Origin of the sequence: Vibrio sp. 1167, assembly GCF_033340375.1 — a bacterium.
Lineage (GTDB): Bacteria > Pseudomonadota > Gammaproteobacteria > Enterobacterales > Vibrionaceae > Vibrio > Vibrio alginolyticus.
The window spans coordinates 38,627-60,544 of sequence record NZ_JAWOWK010000013.1 but is presented as its reverse complement, the minus strand read 5'-3'; the positions used below and the strand labels follow the sequence as shown (position 1 = coordinate 60,544).

Below are 21,918 nucleotides of genomic sequence, written 5' to 3'. Positions count from 1 at the left end.
CCGGAGACACCATGCTAGGTAAAGCTCTAAAGGTTGCAGCCTTTGGTTTGTGTGCTATTTTGCCACTTTCCGCACACGCAAATAATTTCAACTACAACACGATGGAATTTCGCATGGGCACTAGCCCTGGTACATTTGGTGGCGAGTTCAATACCTACTTTACAGAGAATACCCATTTCATTGCTCGCGCAGACAGTGAATTCAGCGGAGACTGGGACATTGCTGGTGGTATAGGCTTTAATGGGCCAGCAGGCCAATTTGCAGATATTTATGGCCAAATGTTGGTACACAACATTAAAGAGAACGGCAGTGATAAAGTGGGCGACGAGTGGCGCACGGAAGTGAATATTGGCACTCGTATTTGGTTTATGCAAAATGTTGAGCTACATGGCCGTATCGGCCAAATCATAGATAATGACGATTCGAACACCATTTACAATCTGGGCGCACGATTCCACTCAACTCAGCAACTATCGCTTGGTGCAGATTTCAAAAATAATGGTGTCTATGGCCAGCAAATTGTAATGTCTGCTCGTTTTGCATTTTAGTGGACATGACTATGACTACCAGGGCATCACAAGCAAGCATATGATTCAATAAAAATGGCCTCCAATTTTGGAGGCCATTTTTTGTTAATCACGAATCATTAGCTTGTAGCAGAAACTAGCTGTAATACATCAGTTTTTAGCGGTTTTTTTAGGTTTATCTTGCACATATTTTTTCGATACATCTACAACGGCGATATCTCTAAAAAAGCTTCGACCAAGCAAAATTGGAAACGTCATATGTCCGCGATCCGCTAACGTAAACTCTGTCTTTTCTTTGTGATCCCCAACGGTAATGTAGGCTTTTACCACCGCTCGTTTATCCACCTCTTCTGACGAAGACTGCTTAACTTTAGCCCAGCGCTCAACGGGTACTTTAAATTCTTTGGTGTCTTTGTCACCTAAATCTATCTTAAATTTAACCCAGTCTTTACCATCACGCTCAAACGGAACAATGTCAGTCGCACTAATTGATGATGTTGTCGCACCTGTATCGACTCTAGCCTTGAAAGTCTGGTCAATTTCAGGAACATAAACCCATTCTTCAGAACCAAGAATTAACATGCCATCGGGTGTTTTTGTGACCTTGACTGGCTTCTTAGGCTTTGGTTCCGGCTTTTTCTCAGGTTTCGCTTCTGGTTTGGGCTCCACCTCTGGCTTTGGATCTACATCAGGTTTCACTTCTGGCTCGACTTTAACGGGCTCTTCGACCTTTGGCGACTCTGGCTCAACAGGTTCCTGCGTCGTTTGAGTTGACGTACAAGCAATTAAACTGCCGCTCATCATAAGCGGCAGAATCAGTTTCCAGTTTTTCATCCACACTCCAATTAAGCTTGAGATACTTTCTTAATTGCGTCCGCTACGTATGGAATATGAGTTTCGGTAAGTCCGGCAATGTTAATTCGACCATCGCCAACACCATAAATGCCATAATCTTCACGCAGTTGCGCCATTTGGTTTCCACTAAAGCCTAGCACAGTAAACATGCCTTTGTGACCCTCAATGAAATCAAATTGATCTGTATTATGGTTGTTTCTCAACTCGTTACACAAACTTTGACGAAGGCTAACCAAACGATGTTGCATTTCACTCAATTCTTGCTTCCAAACGGAAGTGAGATTGTCATCTTGCAGAATGGTCTTAACTAAAGCTGCACCATGGTCGGGTGGCATCGTGTAAGTCGAGCGAGCTAGAGTGAGGAGTTTACCTTTTGCATTGGTTACATCATGCATGTTCTTACCAACCACAATCGCTGCACCAGTTCGTTCACGGTACAGACCAAAGTTCTTCGAACATGAAGTAGTAATCAACATCTCTTCAACGTTATCTGCCATAAAACGAAGGCCTTTTGCGTCTTCTTCTAGGCCATCACCGAAGCCTTGGTAAGCAATGTCCACAAATGGGATGAAACCGTTCTTCTGCGACAATTCTGTAATGGCTTGCCAAGCAGAGAAGTCAATATCCGCACCAGTTGGGTTGTGGCAACAACCATGAAGAAGTACCACATCTGAAGGCCCAGCTTTCGCAAGATCATCCATCATTTTTTCGGTGTCTACTTGTTTCGTTTCCGAAGAGAAATAGTGGTAGAACTTAACTTTAAGGCCTGCTGCTTCCATCACTGGCTTGTGGTTTACGTAGCTTGGGTTGGAAATCCAAACCGTCGTATCTGGCTGTGCGATCTTCATTAGATCACCGAGCATACGCAGCGCACCACTTGCACCTGGCGTTTGAATAGCTGCAACACGATCCATTGCAGACGTTCCCGTCAGTAGCAAATCGATCATGCTTTTATTAAATTCTTCGCAACCTGCAAGACCAACATAAGACTTGGTTTTTTGAGTTTCAACAACGACATCCTGCGCCATTTGAATGGCTTTCATAATCGGCGTTTCGCCTGCGCTGTTTTTGTATACGCCAATGCCAAGGTCAACCTTGTTTGGACGTTCATCGTTACGGTATGCAACGGATAGAGATAAAATAGGATCTAATACGGGAGTTGGGAGATTAGAAAACATGAAAGTCATAACCCTTTGAAATTCAAGTACCGAACCTCACGTTAACACCATCGCAAAAAATGACGAAATGATTTTTCACTTATTTCATCAATTAGAGAACAAAATTCTGGATTGCGGTGAGTTTTGTGCGCTCTATCGTTCAGAAAAAGAACGATTCACTCCTCGTTGTACCAATCCACTCTACCGTTTTTTCTAAACTCTCTTGGTGTCATGGTCGACCACGCTTTAAAACGTGTACTAAAGTTAGCGCTGGTCGGATATCCGACTATTTCTCCAATATGCTGAATTGGCCATTCTGTTGAACGAAGTAACCTAGCAGCATATTCCATGCGCATACGCGTTAAATGTGCCATTGGGCTTCGACCAAACTGCTTTTGAGTCAGTCGATGCAAATGAGGCTCCGAACATGGATATAGAGCCGCCACCTGCTCAACGCTCCAATCCTTATGGAGCTGACGTTGGACAAGGTCAAATACACGCCGAAGCCTCAATTGGCTGCGTGATATCGACTCTGAGGGCGGCATGTTTAACATCAGCTCTAACTGAGCCACACTATGCTCACCTACCGCACCACCATAATCGATTGGAAGGTTAATGCTGCGTAGTAACGTTTGGATACATGCATACATCACTTCAGGTGTAGATGAAAGCTGGTAGCGAACATCGCATTCTAATATCGGCCACTCTCTATCAGGAGCAAGAAAAAGCCACGCGATCTGCCAAGGTTCTTCTTCTATACCAAAACCGTTTTCAACACCTGCGGGTACTGTAATCAACGAGCCCGGTTCCAAATCGTATCGATAAGTCCCACTCTCTAGCCACCCTTTACCACGCACCGTATAGAGCAGCATGTGTTTCTTTTGGTTTTTACGATAAACAGAGAAGAAGTCACGACAAGTGGCAATGCCGCACTGCACAATGCCTCTCTCCTCAAGTGCTAATACTCGACTGTGATCAATAAACTCTTGATAAGTTTTTTCTGAAATCGCGTAGCGTTCTTGTTTATCTTCCATGATTTATTGGCTCACATGTGCGTTAGTAGAGAGTTTTACAAAGGTTTTGGATTCCTTTGAAAAATACACCGCCAAATCATGAGGATAAACTACTCGCATTAATCTTTAAGGAGAAATGCGATGCTCTTAACACGCGAATACATCGATAAAGCATTTTGGCAAAAGCTGATTACGATTGGCCTACCTGTTTCACTTCAGTCCATGCTTTTTGCTTTGCTCGGCGTCGTGGATATTTTCATGGTAAGCCTACTCGGAGAATCTGCAACGGCAGCAGTTGGAGTTGGAAATCGTATCTTTTTCTTCAACCTAGCGGTTGTCTTTGGCCTGTGCGGTGCAGTTACCGTACTTGCTTCGCAATACTACGGCTCAGGAAACCTAGCCGGAATTCGCAGAACGTTGGCGCAATCTTGGTTTATTTCCATTTTGGTGACGCTGCCGTTTATCGTTCTTTATGCGATTTTTGATGAAGAGATCGTCTCTTTTATGTCAGACGATCCTGAATACGTCACTTATGCACGTGATTATCTTGTGGTTACGGGCTTTAGCCTCATTGCTACGGCGATAGTAGTACCGATTGAAGCGGTATTGCGCTCCGTGGGCCAAACCAAACTGGCAACCAACGTTAGTATCTCCGCCATTGTCGTTAACGTCGCGCTTAATTATGTTTTGATTTTTGGTTTATTTGGTTTCCCTCAATGGGGCGTATTTGGTGCAGCCGTAGGTAGTTTTGTTTCTCGATTTTTCCAAACCGCCGTCTTGATTTATTTTTTCTACAAACGATATGCTTACCTAATTCCGACTAAGTTCGATTGGGTACAAGGCCGCTTAAAACAGTATCGAAAAAAGTACTTTAAGGTTTCTTTACCCATGTTGGTCCACGATGCGCTTTGGACTGGTGGATTGATCGTTTACAGCATCATCTATGGTCAATTGGGCGTTTCAGAACTGGCGATCATCTCATTCTTATCACCGATTGAAGGGGTACTGATTTCAACCTTTATGGGATTTGCGGTCGCTGCATCCGTTCTTCTTGGGAATGATATTGGTGCAAAACATTATGACCGAGTCGAGAAAACGGCGTGGTGGTATGTGTTAACCAGCGCAATCTTAGCCACCTTGCTGTTTTTCCTAGTGTGGTTGAGCTCGCCCATGATTCATCACCTATTGGTACTGAGCCCGTTAACCGATGCAGACATGGCACTTAACGTATGTTTAGTCATGGCGCTAGGTATGATTTTGAGGGTGTTTAACATGGTTGGGATTGGCGGCGTACTAAAGAGTGGCGCTGATATTCGCTATAGCATTTTCATCGACACGTTCGGTCAGTGGGCTATTGGCATCCCCCTTACTTATTACACAGGCATGGTGTTAGGGCTGCCTTTGCATTTTGTCTTGATGTCTCTGCTCGCGGAAGAGTTAGTGAAAGGCGTACTGACGACTTACCGTATTCAATCTAAACGTTGGATAAATAATATGGTTGAAGATGACCAATCGGTGACGGCGTAACCAAAAAGACATTAACGAACTCACACCAAAAGGGCTCACCCGTTATGCACGCGTGAGCCCTTTTTATGTGCGGAGAATGCTTGATTAGATGTCCGTAAAGCGATGAATGATTTGGTTTGAACTGCCACGCCATTCGAGATTGAGGTCTTTCTTGTCTTGTTCAAACTTACCATCAATCAAAACATCGATGTATTGCACCACTTCCCTTTGCGCGTTATTCAGTTCCGTCAGCGTGTAGCCAGTCCAAACCCAAATGTCTTTACCTGGGCACTCCTCTCTCACCCTTTTCACTATCTTCAAAATATGAGGCACATTAGCAGGGTGAAGCGGATCTCCACCCGACAACGACAAGCCACGGCGTTTGATACGCGTGTCGTTTAAGTCAGCGATGATTTTGTCTTCCGCTTCTTGCGTGAAAAGTACACCAGAATCCAAACGTTGCGTCGACTGGTTATAACACCCACGGCACTGATGCACACAACCCGACACAAACAGCGTGCAGCGCGTACCCGGTCCGTTAACAACGTCAATTGGATAGTATTGGTGGTAATTCATAATGCGTCTCTGTGTTATCGCGAAAGAGAAAATCAACCTGTTTAAAGTTGATTTTCAAAGTGTTAAAACGAGTGGTAGTAAACCTTACAGGTGTTTAACTCGGCGCTTCACTTCTTCTTGCTTACCGAAGTTAAACGGGCGTGCATCTGGGCTGCCTAGGTAGCCACAAACTCGACGTGTTACTGATACTTTAGTTGAGTCATGGTTACCACAGCTTGGGCAAGTGAAGCCTTTACTTGTACAGTCAAACTCGCCGTTGTAGCCACACTCGTAGCACTCATCAATTGGCGTGTTTGTACCGTAGTAAGGCACTCGGGTGTAACTGTAGTCCCATACGTTTTCTAGTGCTTCAACGTTACGTTGCATGTTCGGGAACTCGCCGTAACAGATAAAGCCGCCGCTTGAGATTTCTGGGTAAGGCATCTCAAAGTCGATCTTGTCGTATGGGTTCACCTTCTTCTCAACATCTAGGTGGAAGCTGTTGGTGTAGTAACCTTTGTCTGTTACGCCTTCAATTACGCCGAACTCTTTCGCATCGATGCGGCAGAAACGGCTACATAGGTTTTCACTTGGCGTTGCATATAAGCTGAAGCCATAACCTGTTTCGTCAGCCCATTGATTCACAGCATCTTTTAGATGCTTGATGATCGCGACCGCTTTTTCACGCAAAACAGCGTCATCATAAACGTGCGCTTCTGTACCGAATAGCGCGTTAATTGTCTCGTGTACACCGATGTAACCAAGAGAAATAGACGCACGACCGTTCTTGAAGATATCTGCGATTGAGTCGTCTGCTTTCAAGCGAACACCACATGCGCCTTCCATGTATAGGATTGGGGCCACACGTGCTTTCACGTTTTCAAGGCGAGAGATACGTGTCTCTAGTGCTTTACGAGCAAGACGTAGGCGGTCATTTAGAAGCTCGTAGAATTTCTCTTCGCTTCCGTTTGCACGGATAGCGATACGAGGAAGGTTCAAGCTCACGACGCCAAGGTTGTTACGACCTTCGTGAATCAGCTCACCGTTTTCTTCGTAAGTACCAAGGAAGCTACGGCAACCCATTGGCGTTTTGAATGAACCGGTTACTTCCACTACTTTGTCGTAGTTAAGAATGTCTGGGTACATACGCTTAGACGCACACTCAAGCGCAAGTTGCTTGATGTCGTAGTTTGGATCTTCTGATTTGTGGTTCAAACCATCTTTGATGCCGAATACAAGTTTAGGGAATACCGCTGTTTTACGGTTCTTGCCTAGACCTGCAATACGATTCTTCAGAATCGATTTCTGGATAAGGCGTGATGCCCAGCTTGTACCAAGACCAAAACCAAACGTAACGAATGGTGTTTGACCGTTCGCCGTGTGTAGCGTGTTTACCTCGTACTCTAGAGATTGGAACGCGTCGTAACACTCTTTCTCAGTGCGTGCTTTTGCGAACTCTTCTGGCTCAGCAATGTTCCACTCTTTTGCGATCTCTAGGTGTTTCTCGTAGCTTGTGATTACGTACGGTTCTAGAACCTCATCAATACGGTTGATGGTTGTACCGCCGTAAATGTGGCTCGCGACTTGAGCAATGATTTGCGCTGTTACCGCTGTTGCAGTCGAAATTGATTTTGGCGTATCAATCTCAGCGTTACCCATTTTAAAACCATGCGTCAGCATGCCTTTAAGATCGATAAGCATACAGTTAAACATTGGGAAGAACGGTGCGTAGTCTAAATCGTGGTAGTGAATGTCACCCACTTCGTGCGCTTGAACCACATCGCGAGGAAGAATGTGCGTCTTCGCGTAGTGTTTCGCTACGATACCAGCCAACAAGTCACGTTGAGTCGGAATTACTTTGCCGTCTTTGTTCGCGTTCTCGTTGATTAGATCCAGATTACTTTCTTCAATCAAACCTTCGATTTCGCGAGTTAGTGCACTTTGCTTCTCACGAGCGATGTCGCGATCGTGGCGATATTCAATGTAAGAACGCGCTAGGGCTTTGTAAGGACCTTGCATGAGTTCATTTTCGACTAAGTCTTGAATCTCATGGATGTGAACTTCATCGTGTTCTCTTAACTGTAACTCGACAGCAAGAGCCACATTAAGAGCATAAATAGCGACATCTTTATCTTTGTTTTCCGCTGCTGCTTCAACTGCTGCTTGGATACGATCCCTGTTGAACGGAGCTCTTGATCCGTCGCGTTTGATTACGATTGGTTTCACTTTGTTCTCCTTACCCGAGCATACTCACAGAGTTATCCACAAACACACTATATGGGGTTGTTTTTTATTTTGGCAACACAATATATTGTGGCGTATTTAACGAGAAGCACCACTCGAAAACATTGATTTTGATCAATAAAGATTGGCTAGCGAACAAGAAGAAATCGATCTTATTGGCGTTGATCTCAGTTGCGAAGAAAACCATGAAAATTGCAAAATTGGTACTAAATCTACTTGCTATTTTTGGAGGTCTTGTAGGATAAAGGATGGAAAGGAATACGCTAAAAGATAGGAGTGCAACAGGCCAAAATGCGATCACTTTTTGTTACGTTAATATTACTTTTTAGTTCTCTTTCATTTGCTCAAAACTCCATCAATCTAACCAGTTGGAACATAGAATGGTTATCTATAGATGGTGGAAAAGTGTCGAGAACACCACAAGATTTTGAAAAGCTGACCCACTATGTGGATAAAACACAAGCCGACATTTTTGCTTTTCAAGAAGTCGAAAGTGCTGCTGCCATCCAAAAAGCCGTTGGCAATGACTTCACTATTTATCTTTCCGATCGTTCAAACGCCTCCAACCGACACCTTCAGTTTAACGACACCAACCAATACACAGGCTTTGCCGTGCGCAATGGCGTAAGCGTATTAGACAAGCCAGACTTCTCTATCACACGAGGCAACAGCAAGCTTCGCTTCGCGAGCTACCTTGTTTTAAATCCAAACCAAGAACACGAGACTCACCTACTCTCTGTACATCTGAAAGCGGGTTGCAGTGGCGCGTATCGTAATAACCGCGATTGTAAGATAGTGAAACAACAAGGACAGGCACTAGCTAAGTGGATAAAGGCGCGCGAGGACAACAAACAACATTATGTCGTGCTTGGCGACTTTAACCACAACTTGGGTTATCAAGGAGATTGGTTGTGGGACGTGATATCGGACAATACTAGTGCAAAGCTAGTGACTAAAGACACTAAAGCGGAATGTAAAGTGCGCTCTAATCGTAATCCGAATAAAACCCACCAATTCCGCTCGGTGATAGACCACATTATTGCGAGTGGTGATTTAAAGGCGTCGTCTGGTGTTCAAACCGTTTTCAAAACACAAGATGTACTCGACTATAAACTGAGTGACCATTGCCCGGTTTCTACGACACTCACTTTTTAGCGTTTAAGTACTCTTTTTAACGTTGAAGTACTTTCTTTATTGACGAACCACTCTTTTAGCGGTGAATGACCCAACCAACATTGCCGCTATAAAGAGCAGAACTTGTGTGTTGCCAGTAAAAAGGCTGGCAACCGCAGGACCAGGACACACACCCAGTAAGCCCCAACCAATACCAAACAGTGCTGCACCACCGACTAACTTTTTGTCTATCGTTTTAGAAGTCGGACAGACAACCTCATCACCAAACACAGATTCGCTTCTTGGCTTTATTAATAAAAGATAAGCAGGAACGAACACAACAAGTGCTCCGCCCATAACGAAGGCTAAGCTTGGGTCCCATGAACCGGTAATATCAAGAAAGCCGATCACTTTTGCCGGATCTGCCATACCAGAGACCACCATACCAATACCAAAGAGCACACCAGAAAATGCAACAACGGACATTTGCTTAATACTTTTCATTACGTGAGTTTTCATAACGACACTATTCCTCACGATACTAGCAAGACGGTTAACATGGCTGTGGCCATAAAAGTACACGTCGCGACCACAGAACGGATTGAGAAACGCCCTATTCCACAAATGCCATGGCCACTAGTACAACCATTGCCGATACGCGTACCAACACCGACTAACAAGCCAGCAACGATAACTAAAATAAGAGAACCGCTGTACTGATCTGGTACATGCCCGCCAAGAACATAAACAGCAAACAAGCCACCTAATACCATCGCAATTAAAAAAACAATTCGCCAAACGCGGTCTGCGCTCTCAACGGCACCGTTTAAGATCCCACTGATCCCAGCAGTCTTGCCAGTAAATAGCATCAGTGTTATCGCTGATACGCCAACTATTATGCCGCCCAACAGCGACATCCAAGGAACTTCAAACATAGCAACCGCCAAACTAATTACTTACAGAAAACTTGCTTAAACGCTTCAACCAGCGGACCAACTCTTTCATCAGAAATTGAATAAAATACCTGCTGAGAAACCTTCCTAGCTTTAATGATGTCGTGCTTTCTCAATACGGTGAGATGTTGTGAAAAAGCAGATTGGCTTAATGATGAACCTTCAAACAGTTCACCGACCCCTTTCTCGCCTTCAATCAGCTTACACATCACGATTAGGCGCTCTGGATGAGCCATAATTTTAAGCAGCTCACTCGCTTCGGTCGCACTTTGTAGCATACTGTCGCCCATTCTTATGCCTCTTCATTACTACATTACATTTCATTAGATATTACTAATTAATATTATTAAGTCAATGCTAATGTAGATTAAATAACATTAGACTCAGCTAATTTATTTAAGTAAGGTGTAGGCGTTTTCGATCATTCAGCAGGAGAAATCCATGAGCAAAATCGTGATTATTGGTGGGGTTGCTGGAGGTGCATCTGCAGCAGCTCGCGCTCGTCGTTTAAGTGAAGATGCAGAAATCATTATGTTTGAACGCGGTCCATTTGTGTCATTTGCAAACTGTGGCTTACCCTATCACATTGGTGGTGATATCCAAGAGCGCAGCAAACTGCTTCTTCAAACGCCTGAGAGCTTTTTAGCGCGTTTCAATGTTGATGTCCGTGTGATGAACGAAGTGGTTTCTATTAACCGTCAAGACAAAACGGTTACGGTTAAGAATTTGCTTGATGGCTCGGAATACCAAGAGAGCTACGACTTTCTTCTACTCAGCCCTGGCGCAGGTCCAGTTGTGCCGCCTATTCCGGGTATTGATAACCCGTTAACGCACTCGCTGCGCAATATTCCAGATATGGATCGCATCATTAAAACGATCGAAACCAACAAAGTTGAACACGCTACGGTCGTTGGTGGTGGTTTTATCGGTTTGGAAATGATGGAAGCCTTCCACCAGCTAGGCATAAAAACCACATTAGTTGAAATGGCGGATCAAGTGATGACGCCCGTTGACCGTGAAATGGCTGGCTTCGCACATGCTGAAATTCGTGAGAAAGGCATCGACCTTAAACTTGGCGTCGCACTTGAGTCGGTGAAATTCGTACCTAACGAGCACGTGGCAAGTTTCGACTCTGGTGAGAGCGAAAAACACCAACATCTAGAAGGTGAATTGGAATTAACACTAAACAACGGTGAAAGACTCACCACCGATATTTTGATTATGGCAATTGGTGTTCGCCCCGAGACCAAATTAGCGAAAGAAGCTGGCTTAGAAATCGGCGCTCTTGGTGGTATTTATACCAATGAATACATGCAAACCAGCGATCCTTCGATCTACGCTGTCGGCGACGCGGTAGAAGAGAAAGACTTTGTGACTGGCGAGCAAACTCTAGTGCCACTTGCGGGCCCGGCAAACCGTCAAGGCCGAATGGCAGCAGACAACATGCTTGGCCGCCAAGAAACTTACCAAGGTACGCAAGGCACGGCGATCTGTAAGATTTTTGATTTAGCCGTCGCTTCTACTGGTAAAAACGAGAAACAGCTGAAACGTGAAAACATCGCTTATGAAAAAGTGTATGTGCATACAGCAAGTCACGCGAGTTACTACCCAGGTGCAGAAACCGTGTCATTCAAAATGCTGTTTGATCCAGTAACAGGTAAAATATTAGGTGCGCAAGCAGTAGGTAAAGACGGTGTTGATAAACGTATCGACGTAATGGCAGTTGCTCAGCGTGCTGGTATGACGGTAGAGCAACTGCAACACCTCGAGCTCACTTACGCGCCACCTTATGGCTCTGCTAAAGATGTAATTAACCAAGCGGCGTTTGTGGCAAATAACATCATCAAAGGCGATGCGACCGCGATTCATTATGATGAAATGGATTCACTGACAGAAGACCAACTGTTACTTGATGTTCGTAATCCTGGTGAATTGGAGTCCGTTGGTTATCTTGAAGGTGCAATTAATATTCCTGTCGATCAACTACGTCGTCGCATGCACGAACTTCCTAAAGACAAAGAGATCGTGATTTACTGTCAAGTTGGGTTACGCGGTAACGTAGCATACCGTCAGCTGGTCAACAATGGTTACAAAGCCCGCAACTTGATTGGTGGATACAGAACTCTCAAATTTGCTCGCTTATAACTTGATAATAAAAAAGAGAAAACCACGTGCTTGGTTTTCTCTTTTTTTGCAGGAAAGAAAGCGTAGATCATTCACCTTCAATTGCCAAACGGACTGCTGCTTGAGCATGGATAGAAGTGGTATCGAGTAGTGTAACATCGGTGTGACTTTGGTTTACAAGTAAGGCAATTTCAGTACACCCGAGAATCACAGCTTCAGCTCCGTGCTCTTTTAGTTTTTCAATAATTTGCAAGTATATCGTCCTTGACTCCTCTTTGATTTCACCTTGGCATAACTCTTTATAAATAATGTTATGTACTTTAGAGCGGTCGTCTTGATCGGGAATGACGACATCAAGCCCATAACGGTCGGAAAGCCTTCCTTTATAAAAGTCTTGCTCCATTGTGAATTGAGTACCAAGGAGTCCGACCTTTTGAACCCCTTTCTCACGAAGTAACTCAGCAGTCGCGTCTGCGATATGTAGTATGGGGATATTAATACTGGCTTCAATTTGAGGCGCAACTTTGTGCATTGTGTTAGTACAAATAAGAATGAAGTCAGCGCCCCCTTTTTCTATTAAAGATGCAGCATCAGATAGAATGCTTGCCGTTTCTTCCCATTTACCTTGATGTTGAAGTTTCTCTATCTCCGAAAAATTCACGCTATACATACAAATTTTTGCGGAATTTAGGCCGCCTAACGCCTCTTTGACTCCTTCGTTGATCAATTTGTAATAACTAAGCGTCGACTCCCAGCTCATACCACCTAGAAGACCGATAGTTTTCATATAACTCTCCAATCGTTATACACCACCGTGCCAGGGGTGTTTTTACAAAAAAAAATCAGCCACTTAAATAAGCAGCATTCAAGCGTCTTCACTATTGAGCATTGGGTAACACGAAAATAAAATCATTCCCACAAGGACCGCTACGCGATTCTCATATATCCTCGCAATATCGTTACTGCATTTCCAGAAAGCTTAACGTGCTCAGTGCTTAACAACTCTGTATGGACGACCCCACTTCTCTTGGAGGCTTGGAAGCCTTTCAGTTGCTTTTTGTTGAGCTCTTTAGCCCAGTAAACACATAAAGCGCAATGTGCAGAGCCTGTAACTGGGTCTTCATTAACACCTACCCAAGGCGCGAAGTATCGAGAGACAAAATCGGCGTCAGTGCTTGATTGAGCAGTGATGACGACGCCACGGCCTTTTTGTTTAAGCAGCGCACCAAAATCAGGGTCGAGCTGTTCAAGCACAAATTCATCATTAATGACGACCAACTGCTTATTATCAAACTGACCGTAGGCGACTACATTGGCGGCATCTAGCCCCAAACCATGAAGTAAGTCTTTGTTAATACTAGCTCGCATATCTAAAGTTGGAGCAGGAAACACCAAATGAATTTCTTCATGATCGAGTTGTGCAGTTAAAACCCCAGATAGCGTAACGAACTCAATCGTATCTCCAGTATTATATAACCCCTGCTCTTTCAGAACGTGCGCCGTTGCAAGTGTGCCGTGTCCACACAAAGCAACTTCCGTCCTCGGTGTAAACCAACGAAGTTGCATTGTACTGAGTGACAGAAATGCCGTTTCAGATAACGACATCTCGGCCGCGATGGCCAACATCGTTTCCTCATCAAGGCTTGACTCTGTGATACAAACACCCGCGGGATTACCTTTGAAAACCTCTGATGTAAACGAGTCAACCTGAAAAATTTTAACTTCCACGAAATATCCTTAAGTTCTATCAAACACGTAATTCTGTATCACGTGATTTTTAATATCTGTTGTTTGAGCGAAAAAAACCTATGAAATTTTCTACCAACCTTATAGGTCTTGTTGGAAGCGCTAACAAACAGGAGAATGTAGTTAATTATGCAAAACGTAAAAAGCCATCATCAATGTGACTCAATTGGATATCTTATCGGAGTTTTCGGCGTTTCTTTAGTTCTAATATGGATTGGTATTTATAAATTCACACCTACAGAGGCCAAGCTTATACAACCGCTCGTTGAAAATCATTTTCTGATGAGTTGGTTGTATGATGTGATGTCAGTTCAAGCCGTATCAAACATCATTGGCGCAACAGAAATCATTGTCGCTATTGGATTAATCGTTGGCCTTAAAAACACACGAGTCGCTTATTTTTCTGGCATAGCCGCCGCAATTATTTTTCTTGCGACACTCAGCTTTCTAATTACGACACCGAATACATGGAAAGTGTCTGATGGGGTTTTGGTGACAAACTTCTTTTTAGTAAAAGATATTCTATTTTTAGCCATTGCGATTAGCGTCATCGAACGAAACAAGCCAAACAGAGAATAACTCTAAATAGTTCGAAATCTTGTTTTTCCAGAACGTAGCCTGAAAGGTGCAAACGACTTACAGGTCGAATGGTTCTGTCAATAACTCTAAACAAAGGCTCTTAAATTTAGAGTGTTTAAGAGTCTTTGCCTCTTAATTATGCGAAACAACATCCTAGCGTAAAGTGAAAAGAAAAGCCTTTCACTCTACTGCTAAGGTTTATTGATACTTTGCCGAAGTAATGAACTCACCGAATGTCTCGCACCATACAACAACCGTATTGTATTCAGAAATTGAAGTGCTTTGAGGAACCTCAACAACGAAGTTATCGAACGTTTTGACATCACCAATTAAGCTCATCTCAGATTTAAGGTCATTAAACTCTTGTTCCGTTTCGACAAACTTAGGAGATAGATAGAGTTTATAGTCTGGTCCGGGAGCGAGTTTTCCTACCAACGTAATGACTTCAGAACTCAAATGAATTTCTCCCTCTCCCCAATGAAAAGCGTCGCTACCTTTGAGTTCCCTCTTAAACACTGCGCTGTATTCTGCACCTTGCTTGCTCTTAGCAACTTGTTCATCGGTCGGCGCAGGTGGTGCAATAAGGATCGGTAAAGTATAGATACCTATCGCAATGCCAATAGAAACTGCCACTAAGTGACTGATTGTTAATTTAATTATATTTTTCAAGGTCATAAGCATCTTCTTATTAGTTTTACTACTTGAAATTAGATTCAAATCGGCCTTATCTGTCTATTATCGAGCAGCATAATGTCATTAACATTATACACAAGCTATGCGCACTAAATGCAGACTGAGCGCAATTAAAAACGGCTGATAATTAATATCAGCCGTTTGCTTATCGGAAATGTCGTTGTGCCGGTTTGGTCACTATTCCGCTTCCACCAAAGCGATCTTATCGGATGTCGATTTTTCCAATTTTATCGCAATAAACTTAGAGGTTGGCGTAAACGTTCTATCCCCATAACTGTCCAAAGGAACTAATGGGTTTGTTTCTGGATAGTAAGCCGCCGCCTGACCTGCTGGTACATCATAGGCAACAAGCGTAAATCCGCTCACACGGCGCTCAACGCCATCTTCCCACAATGACACCATGTCCACTTTGTCGCCCGGTTCAAAACCGAGTTTACGAATATCCGCTTCATTGATAAACAGCACTTCGCGCATACCAAATACTCCACGATAACGGTCATTCAAGCCGTAAAGTGTCGTATTGTATTGGTCGTGTGAGCGCATGGTTTGCAAGATCAAATCTGGCTTTTGGCCTTTTTCGAGTATCGCTTCGCTGATCAACTGCTTCGGCAACTCGCTAGAGCTGAACTGTGCTTTGCCGCTTGGTGTATTCCATCGACGCTCGGCAGCTGGGTTTACCAAGTGGAATCCACCCGGGTGTTTAAGCTTATGGTTAAAGTCGGTAAAGCCCGGAATCGTGTCTGCAATCAAATCGCGAATACGGTCGTAATCTTCAATCGCCCACAACCAATCAATTGGTTTTGCCCCGAGTGTAGCATTGGCAATACCGGCAATAATCGCTGGTTCTGAACGCAAATGCTCCGAACGCGGTTTTAGCTGACCAAATGAGATATGTACCATGCTGAAGGTATCTTCAACCGTCACGCCTTGTGGGCCAGTCGCTTGCTGATCAATCTCGGTACGGCCTAAGCATGGAAGAATAAGCGCATCTTTACCTGTGACAAGGTGAGAACGATTTAACTTCGTCGAAATGTGTACGGTTAAATTACAGTTTCGCATCGCGTTGTGCGTACGTTCTGTGTCTGGCGTTGCTTGTGCAAAGTTGCCGCCCAAACCGATAAATACTTTCGCTTGCCCTTCTTCCATCGCTTTAATGGCTTGCACAGTGTTGTGGCCTTCACCACGCGGGACGTCAAAGTTAAATCGACTTTCAATGCGATCCAACAACAGATCTGAAGGTTTTTCATCAATGCCCATCGTACGGTCGCCCTGAACGTTACTGTGACCACGCACTGGTGAAAGCCCCGCTCCCGGCTTACCAACGTTACCTCGTAACATTTGCACGTTTGCGACTTCTTTAATGGTTGGCACAGAGTGACGATGCTGAGTCAACCCCATCGCCCAACACATGATCACACGTTCTGCACGTCGATACATGCTCGCCACCATCTCGATTTCACTTAAATCAAGACCCGATTGTTCCGCGATGTGTTCCCAAGAGGTTGCGTCCACTTCAGCCAAATACTCATCAATACCTGTTGTGTGTTGCTTGATGAATTCACGATCAAATACCGCTTTTCCACCGTTTTGCAATGCCTTGCGTTCCCATTGCAACAAGAATTTCGCGATGCCACGAAACACTGCCATGTCTCCACCTAAAGCAGGACGCAGGTACGCCGTGTTGGTAGGCTCTGAACCGTTACTCAACATCTCAATCGGCATCTGTGGGTTTTGGAAACGCTCTAATCCGCGCTCTTTCAGCGGGTTTAGACAGATAACCTGTGCTCCACGTTTTACCGCTTCACGCAGAGGTTCAAGCATTCGTGGGTGGTTCGTACCCGGGTTTTGACCAATCACGAAAATCGCATCAGCTTCTTCAAAATCATCAAAGATCACTGTGCCTTTACCAACGCCAATGGTGTCTTTCATCCCGATAGCACTGGCTTCGTGGCACATGTTGGAACAATCTGGAAAGTTATTGGTACCGAATGCGCGCACAAATAGCTGATACAAAAACGCCGCTTCGTTGCTTGCACGACCAGAGGTATAAAACTCAGCTTGGTGTGGTGAATCCAATTGATTGAGATGTTTCGCGACAAGTGCAAAAGCCTCATCCCAAGAGACTGGCACGTAGTGATCGGATTCAGCATCGTATCGCATTGGGTGCGTGATACGGCCTTGGTATTCCAACCAGTAATCGGTTTGCGTTGAGAGAGAAGAAACGCTGTGATTGGCAAAAAACTCAGGATCAACCAGACGATTGGTCGCCTCCCAGTTTACCGCTTTCGCGCCATTCTCACAGAAATTGACTTTACCACTATCTGGCGACTCGCCCCATGCACATCCAGGGCAGTCGAAACCGCCATTTTGGTTGGTTTTGAGCATAGTGCGAATGTTTTTAACTGCATTTTCACTGCCCCACCAACTTCTGGTTACGGCTTTCAGTGCACCCCAACCACCAGCTGGACCTTTGTATGTTTTTATTTGTTCTTTTTGGCTCACGACTTTACTCCTCGCAGATATACCAGCAAGCAGGGTGCCCGTGAAAACAAGCGCGTTATTTATTGAGATAATGCGGAAGTATTGAAGGGCTTAGTTTCTAATCCATGTATTTTTTAATCCAAATAAGTAACCACTCAACATGCTCTCGCTTGTCCGAGCGTTTACTTATCTAGATTCTTGATATCGGATACCCGCCTACTGCTTCTAAGACTGTTAGATTCAATGCGCATTGTTGCGTCTTGATCTAAATCAAAGATTAAGTCGTTATTCAATATGCGTCCAATTGATAATCCTGACCGAGTGATAAACAAAATCTATGACGAATTTTTCCACTGACGGTCATCACATTTTTAATCAATACAATTTATGAGGTTAATCGTTTTCCCATCCGATTCCACCTAGTTCGCTTAACGAACTCAATAAAATCGCCACTCTTGATAATAGATAATATCTATCACACTATAGATACTTTAAATTTGACCCTAATTAATATCAGGAATAGCCTTGATTCAGATCAATTTTGAGTGAGGTTTTATTCTTGACTTGGTTTTGGTTTTCCATTCCCCAGTTAAAACGCTCCAGCGCTTAAAAAGTACGGTAGTGCTGTGCCCTTTTTAGGGAGTTCCCCCCGTACATGTGACTCACAACGCAAGGTTAACAAGCCATTATGGATATCAAACAACTTAAATATCTCATCGCACTTGAACAGACCAAACACTTTGGTCAAGCCGCCGCATTGTGCCACATTACGCAGCCTACCTTGTCCATGAGAATCCGAAGCTTAGAGGAAGAACTCGATCTCGAATTAATCCAAAGAAGTCAAAGATTTGAAGGGTTTACTGAAGCAGGAGAACGCATTTTAGCTTGGGCGAAAACCGTCTTAGCCGCTCATGATGGACTGCAAGCCGAGGCTGCTAACTGCCGTGGTCAGTTGGTCGGTTCACTTCGGCTTGGAATGGTGCCACTCGCCAGCCAAAACCCGATGGAATTGCTCAAACCATTAGCTCAACAGTTCCCTGAGTTACGCTTTCAAATACTCTCCATGACGACCGAACAGATCATAGACCAACTCAATCGCAATCAACTTGATTTGGGGATGTGTTATGTCGATCAAGTCAACACCGCTTACTTCGATGTTATCGAGCTATACTCGACCAAACTTGGCGTTTTATTCGATGAGCGTCATTTCGATTTTGCCGAATCTGAAGTGTTGTGGGAGTCACTCAATAACATTCCGCTAGGGCTGCTTTCGAAGGGTATGCACTATCGCCACTCAATTGATCTTAGCTTTGTGAGTAAAGGGCTGGTTCCGCAAACCGTCATTGAAAGTAACTCCACCTTTCACTTGATCCAAGCAGTAACCAGTGGCCTTTGTTGCGCCATTATGCCGCTGAACTGTGGATTAGAAGAGTTGAACGATACGCTTCGCATTATCCCTATCGAAGAAGCCGCCGTTCACGCCCCGCTAGGTTTGTTAAAGCGAAAACAAGAACCCTTCTCCGCGCTAACCGATCAGTGCTTCGCAGAAGCGAAGAACATATTCAATCGATAACAACAACCCACACGTCAATTTTTGGCATACATAACGGCTTATGAGGTGATTTCATGAGATGTACTACTCAATCTTATTTTGAACTGTCCGATTTCAATCAAGCACCACCTCAACCAAGTGCGTTCAATTACCGAGAATTGATTGATGGCCGCCCAGTGCAACAAATGTCGCTGGCGAGTGAGTCAGCTTTAGCTATCAGCTATAACGGCATTAGCCAAGCGGTCATGATGGTGACGCCAGGCCATCTGGAAGACTTTGTGAAAGGGTTTAGCCTAAGCACAGGCATCGTCCACGACTTCAAAGAGATCAAAGACATTGAAATTGGTGGCGATCACGAATCTCATTATGCGGAAGTAGAAATCAGCAACCGCGCTTTCTGGGCGCTAAAAACACAACGTCGGAATCTTGCAGGCACAACCGGATGCGGCATTTGTGGCGTCGAGGCTCTGGAACAAGCTTTGCCTGATTTAGCACCGCTAACACCGTCTCTTCCTCCGCGCTCCGATGTATTCGAAGGGCTGCGAGACAAAGTCGCACTGCATCAAGAAGCCGCACGTGAATCTGGCGCGCTACACGCCGCTTTATTTTCAGATTTACAAGGCAACATCAAGTTGTGCCGAGAGGACATCGGCCGTCACAACGCGCTAGATAAGTTGATTGGCGCATTGGCCAACAATCACATCGAACCTCAAAGTGGCTTCGCTATCATGACAAGCCGTTGCAGCTTGGAGTTGATCCACAAAGCCGTTCGCGCGCGTATCCCCACTCTGGTTTGCTTATCTGCGCCTACAGCGTTAACTGTCGAATGGGCAAGAAGAAACCATTTGAACCTAATTCACTTGCCAAAACACGGCTCGCCGCGTCTATACAGCCCCGCGCCTTAACACGTCAACCTAATCGAATTCGTAATATTTCTAACGGAGACCTCTGGGTCTCTGTTGTTTGCTTCTCGTTCCCAATTGATACTTAGCGACAAGACACTATTCTCTCCAACCAAACGTGCTCACCCCTTGTCAGCACTAAGCTTGCGTATATTAACCTGCTTGCATTTGAACGCTTTCCAACCCGATAAGAACCCTGTCAAAAACCCATAAATTAGTAAGGATTTTGTGTGACTCTTTTCACGCTTTTCCGCCTTCCTAGGCATTTCTAGGAATTTTTCCTAGCCGATCTAGGCAACCATCTCATGTGCCTTACAAAACCACTCTCTAGAATTCCGCTCAGTCAAAGGTAACAAGAGCGCATAACGGTCTCCGTTGTGTTTCTAAAACAATTACAAGAGAGTTCATCATGTTAAAATTCCTCGAACAGGTGCGGAAGCCGACCCTCGATCTTCCTGTCGAAGTTAGAAGAAAGATGTGGTTTAAACCGTTCATCCAATCTTACTTGGTCGTATTTATCGGCTACCTAACCATGTACTTGATTCGTAAGAACTTCAATGTCGCGCAAAACGACATGATCTCAACTTACGGTTTGAGCATGACAGACCTAGGTCTTATTGGCCTTGGCTTCTCCATCACATACGGCATCGGTAAAACCGTTGTGTCTTACTACGCTGACGGTAAGAACACCAAGCAATTCCTCCCTTTTATGCTGATCCTTTCTGGTCTTGCAATGCTTGGTTTCAGCTTCAGCATGGGCGGCGGTAGTGCAAGCCTGTTCTTGATGGTGGCTTTCTACGCTCTAAGTGGTTTCTTCCAAAGTACTGGTGGCCCTTCTAGTTACTCAACCATTACAAAATGGACACCTCGTAACAAACGCGGCTCTTACCTAGGCTTGTGGAACATGTCACACAACGTTGGTGGTGCGGGCGCAGCGGGTGTTGCTCTTTTCGGTGCTAACTACCTATTCGACGGCCACGTAATCGGCATGTTCGTGTTCCCTTCTATCATCGCGATCATCGTTGGCTTTATCGGTATGCGCTTTGGTAGCGACTCTCCAGAAGCTTACGGTCTAGGTAAAGTAGAAGAACTTTTCGATGAAGCAGTGAGTGAAGAAGACACCGCCGCAGAAGAAAACCAGATGACCAAAAAAGAAATCTTTGTTGAATACGTTCTTAAAAACAAAGTTATCTGGCTACTTTGCTTTGCCAACATCTTCCTTTACATCGTTCGTATCGGCATCGACCAATGGTCAACGGTATACGCGTACCAAGAGCTTGGTCTGTCAAAAGAAACGGCAATCTCTGGCTTTACTCTGTTCGAAGTCGGTGCGCTTGTGGGTACTTTGATGTGGGGTTACCTGTCTGACCTAGCAAACGGTCGCCGCGCATTGGTTGCTTGTGTGTCTCTTGGCTTGATCATCGTATCGCTTGAGTTCTACCAGCACGCCACTAGCGAGTTCATGTACTTGGCCTCACTATTTGTATTGGGCTTCTTGGTGTTTGGTCCGCAACTTCTTATCGGTGTTGCCGCAGTTGGTTTTGTCCCTAAAAAAGCAATCAGTGTGGCTGACGGCGTAAAAGGTACATTCGCTTACCTAATCGGTGACAGCTTCGCGAAACTTGGTCTCGGTATGATTGCAGACGGTACACCTATCTTCGGCTTAACAGGTTGGAAAGGTACCTTCGCAGCTCTAGATACCTCCGCCATGATTTGTATTGTTTTGCTTGCTTTCGTCGCTATCGCGGAAGAGAAGAAGATTCGACACGCGAAGAAGCTTCAACTTGCACAAAACCAAGCCTAACTTCTCTGCGCGCTTTACTTCGGTAAAGCGCGCAAGATCATTAAAATGAGTTGATCAATTCAGTATCATTAAAGGTTTTTCTATTGGCTCCTGTTGGAGCTTATTGTTGTTAGT

The 21,918-nt window shown here is 44.6% G+C and carries 20 protein-coding genes; 8 read left to right on the top strand and 12 right to left on the bottom strand.

Annotation, left to right across the window (positions count from 1 at the left end; genetic code table 11):
- The first annotated feature begins 11 nt into the window (after positions 1 to 11).
- Positions 12 to 548, top strand: a complete 537-nt coding sequence (locus tag R7Z78_RS20425) for a hypothetical protein (protein WP_017634623.1) — start codon at positions 12 to 14, stop codon at positions 546 to 548.
- Positions 549 to 677: 129 nt separating this feature from the next.
- On the opposite strand, the gene R7Z78_RS20420 is transcribed toward R7Z78_RS20425, so the two are convergent.
- From R7Z78_RS20420 to R7Z78_RS20410, 3 genes are all read right to left on the bottom strand, one after another.
- Positions 678 to 1,361 (bottom strand): ATP-dependent zinc protease, encoded by a 684-nt coding sequence (locus tag R7Z78_RS20420; protein WP_005388032.1) that lies wholly within the window; start codon positions 1,359 to 1,361, stop codon positions 678 to 680.
- 11 nt (positions 1,362 to 1,372) lie between these two features.
- The gene (locus tag R7Z78_RS20415; RefSeq protein ID WP_047101084.1) at positions 1,373 to 2,560 is read right to left on the bottom strand and encodes an aromatic amino acid transaminase; all 1,188 of its coding nucleotides are present in this window, start codon (positions 2,558 to 2,560) and stop codon (positions 1,373 to 1,375) included.
- A 155-nt stretch (positions 2,561 to 2,715) separates the two neighbouring features.
- Positions 2,716 to 3,573, bottom strand: a complete 858-nt coding sequence (locus R7Z78_RS20410; RefSeq protein WP_025767758.1) for an AraC family transcriptional regulator — start codon at positions 3,571 to 3,573, stop codon at positions 2,716 to 2,718.
- A 120-nt stretch (positions 3,574 to 3,693) separates the two neighbouring features.
- On the opposite strand from R7Z78_RS20410, the gene R7Z78_RS20405 reads away from it, so the two are divergent.
- Positions 3,694 to 5,079 carry an MATE family efflux transporter gene (locus tag R7Z78_RS20405; RefSeq protein WP_005388027.1) on the top strand — a complete coding sequence of 462 codons (1,386 nt, stop codon included), beginning with the start codon at positions 3,694 to 3,696 and terminating at the stop codon, positions 5,077 to 5,079.
- An 84-nt stretch (positions 5,080 to 5,163) separates the two neighbouring features.
- Here the strand turns inward: R7Z78_RS20405 and nrdG are convergent, their stop codons facing one another.
- Both nrdG and nrdD read right to left on the bottom strand, forming a co-directional pair.
- Positions 5,164 to 5,634 (bottom strand): anaerobic ribonucleoside-triphosphate reductase-activating protein, encoded by a 471-nt coding sequence (nrdG, locus tag R7Z78_RS20400; RefSeq protein WP_017634628.1) that lies wholly within the window; start codon positions 5,632 to 5,634, stop codon positions 5,164 to 5,166.
- Between the two features lie 84 nt (positions 5,635 to 5,718).
- Complete coding sequence (gene nrdD / locus R7Z78_RS20395) at positions 5,719 to 7,839, bottom strand: anaerobic ribonucleoside-triphosphate reductase (protein WP_005388026.1); 2,121 nt, start codon at positions 7,837 to 7,839, stop codon at positions 5,719 to 5,721.
- 309 nt (positions 7,840 to 8,148) lie between these two features.
- Between nrdD and R7Z78_RS20390 the strand changes: the two genes are divergently transcribed.
- A complete protein-coding gene (locus tag R7Z78_RS20390) occupies positions 8,149 to 9,012 on the top strand; it encodes an endonuclease/exonuclease/phosphatase family protein (RefSeq protein ID WP_104976081.1) in 864 nt (287 codons plus the stop codon).
- Between the two features lie 36 nt (positions 9,013 to 9,048).
- Here the strand turns inward: R7Z78_RS20390 and R7Z78_RS20385 are convergent, their stop codons facing one another.
- The 3 genes from R7Z78_RS20385 to R7Z78_RS20375 are packed head-to-tail and all read right to left on the bottom strand — an operon-like array spanning position 9,049 to position 10,213.
- Positions 9,049 to 9,489 (bottom strand): YeeE/YedE family protein, encoded by a 441-nt coding sequence (locus R7Z78_RS20385; RefSeq protein WP_017820171.1) that lies wholly within the window; start codon positions 9,487 to 9,489, stop codon positions 9,049 to 9,051.
- A 14-nt stretch (positions 9,490 to 9,503) separates the two neighbouring features.
- Positions 9,504 to 9,917 (bottom strand): YeeE/YedE family protein, encoded by a 414-nt coding sequence (locus R7Z78_RS20380; protein ID WP_372036149.1) that lies wholly within the window; start codon positions 9,915 to 9,917, stop codon positions 9,504 to 9,506.
- 5 nt (positions 9,918 to 9,922) lie between these two features.
- Positions 9,923 to 10,213 carry an ArsR/SmtB family transcription factor gene (locus tag R7Z78_RS20375; RefSeq protein ID WP_005376206.1) on the bottom strand — a complete coding sequence of 97 codons (291 nt, stop codon included), beginning with the start codon at positions 10,211 to 10,213 and terminating at the stop codon, positions 9,923 to 9,925.
- A 151-nt stretch (positions 10,214 to 10,364) separates the two neighbouring features.
- On the opposite strand from R7Z78_RS20375, the gene R7Z78_RS20370 reads away from it, so the two are divergent.
- A complete protein-coding gene (locus R7Z78_RS20370; protein WP_104976080.1) occupies positions 10,365 to 12,068 on the top strand; it encodes an FAD-dependent oxidoreductase in 1,704 nt (567 codons plus the stop codon).
- A gap of 67 nt (positions 12,069 to 12,135) precedes the next feature.
- Here R7Z78_RS20370 and R7Z78_RS20365 read toward each other — a convergent pair whose 3' ends face one another.
- Both R7Z78_RS20365 and R7Z78_RS20360 read right to left on the bottom strand, forming a co-directional pair.
- Positions 12,136 to 12,834 (bottom strand): aspartate/glutamate racemase family protein, encoded by a 699-nt coding sequence (locus tag R7Z78_RS20365; protein ID WP_053349909.1) that lies wholly within the window; start codon positions 12,832 to 12,834, stop codon positions 12,136 to 12,138.
- A 140-nt stretch (positions 12,835 to 12,974) separates the two neighbouring features.
- The gene (locus R7Z78_RS20360; RefSeq protein ID WP_031781164.1) at positions 12,975 to 13,775 is read right to left on the bottom strand and encodes a PhzF family phenazine biosynthesis protein; all 801 of its coding nucleotides are present in this window, start codon (positions 13,773 to 13,775) and stop codon (positions 12,975 to 12,977) included.
- A 147-nt stretch (positions 13,776 to 13,922) separates the two neighbouring features.
- Between R7Z78_RS20360 and R7Z78_RS20355 the strand changes: the two genes are divergently transcribed.
- Complete coding sequence (locus tag R7Z78_RS20355; protein WP_005376100.1) at positions 13,923 to 14,372, top strand: YkgB family protein; 450 nt, start codon at positions 13,923 to 13,925, stop codon at positions 14,370 to 14,372.
- 198 nt (positions 14,373 to 14,570) lie between these two features.
- Here R7Z78_RS20355 and R7Z78_RS20350 read toward each other — a convergent pair whose 3' ends face one another.
- Entirely contained in the window at positions 14,571 to 15,047 is a 477-nt protein-coding gene (locus tag R7Z78_RS20350) for a DM13 domain-containing protein (protein WP_005376099.1), read from the bottom strand.
- A 195-nt stretch (positions 15,048 to 15,242) separates the two neighbouring features.
- The gene (locus R7Z78_RS20345) at positions 15,243 to 17,567 is read right to left on the bottom strand and encodes an FdhF/YdeP family oxidoreductase (protein WP_085569020.1); all 2,325 of its coding nucleotides are present in this window, start codon (positions 17,565 to 17,567) and stop codon (positions 15,243 to 15,245) included.
- Positions 17,568 to 18,234: 667 nt separating this feature from the next.
- Here R7Z78_RS20345 and R7Z78_RS20340 point away from each other — a divergent pair.
- The 3 genes from R7Z78_RS20340 to uhpT all read left to right on the top strand — a co-directional run bounded on the left by R7Z78_RS20340 (position 18,235) and on the right by uhpT (position 21,804).
- On the top strand, positions 18,235 to 19,119 hold the full coding sequence (locus R7Z78_RS20340) for a LysR family transcriptional regulator (RefSeq protein ID WP_054730252.1): 885 nt from the start codon (positions 18,235 to 18,237) through the stop codon (positions 19,117 to 19,119).
- Between the two features lie 53 nt (positions 19,120 to 19,172).
- The gene (gene fdhD / locus R7Z78_RS20335; protein ID WP_005460891.1) at positions 19,173 to 20,003 is read left to right on the top strand and encodes a formate dehydrogenase accessory sulfurtransferase FdhD; all 831 of its coding nucleotides are present in this window, start codon (positions 19,173 to 19,175) and stop codon (positions 20,001 to 20,003) included.
- Between the two features lie 406 nt (positions 20,004 to 20,409).
- Positions 20,410 to 21,804: a hexose-6-phosphate:phosphate antiporter gene (gene uhpT / locus R7Z78_RS20330; protein ID WP_021707729.1), complete on the top strand. Its 1,395-nt coding sequence runs from the start codon at positions 20,410 to 20,412 to the stop codon at positions 21,802 to 21,804.
- The last annotated feature ends 114 nt before the right edge of the window (positions 21,805 to 21,918 follow it).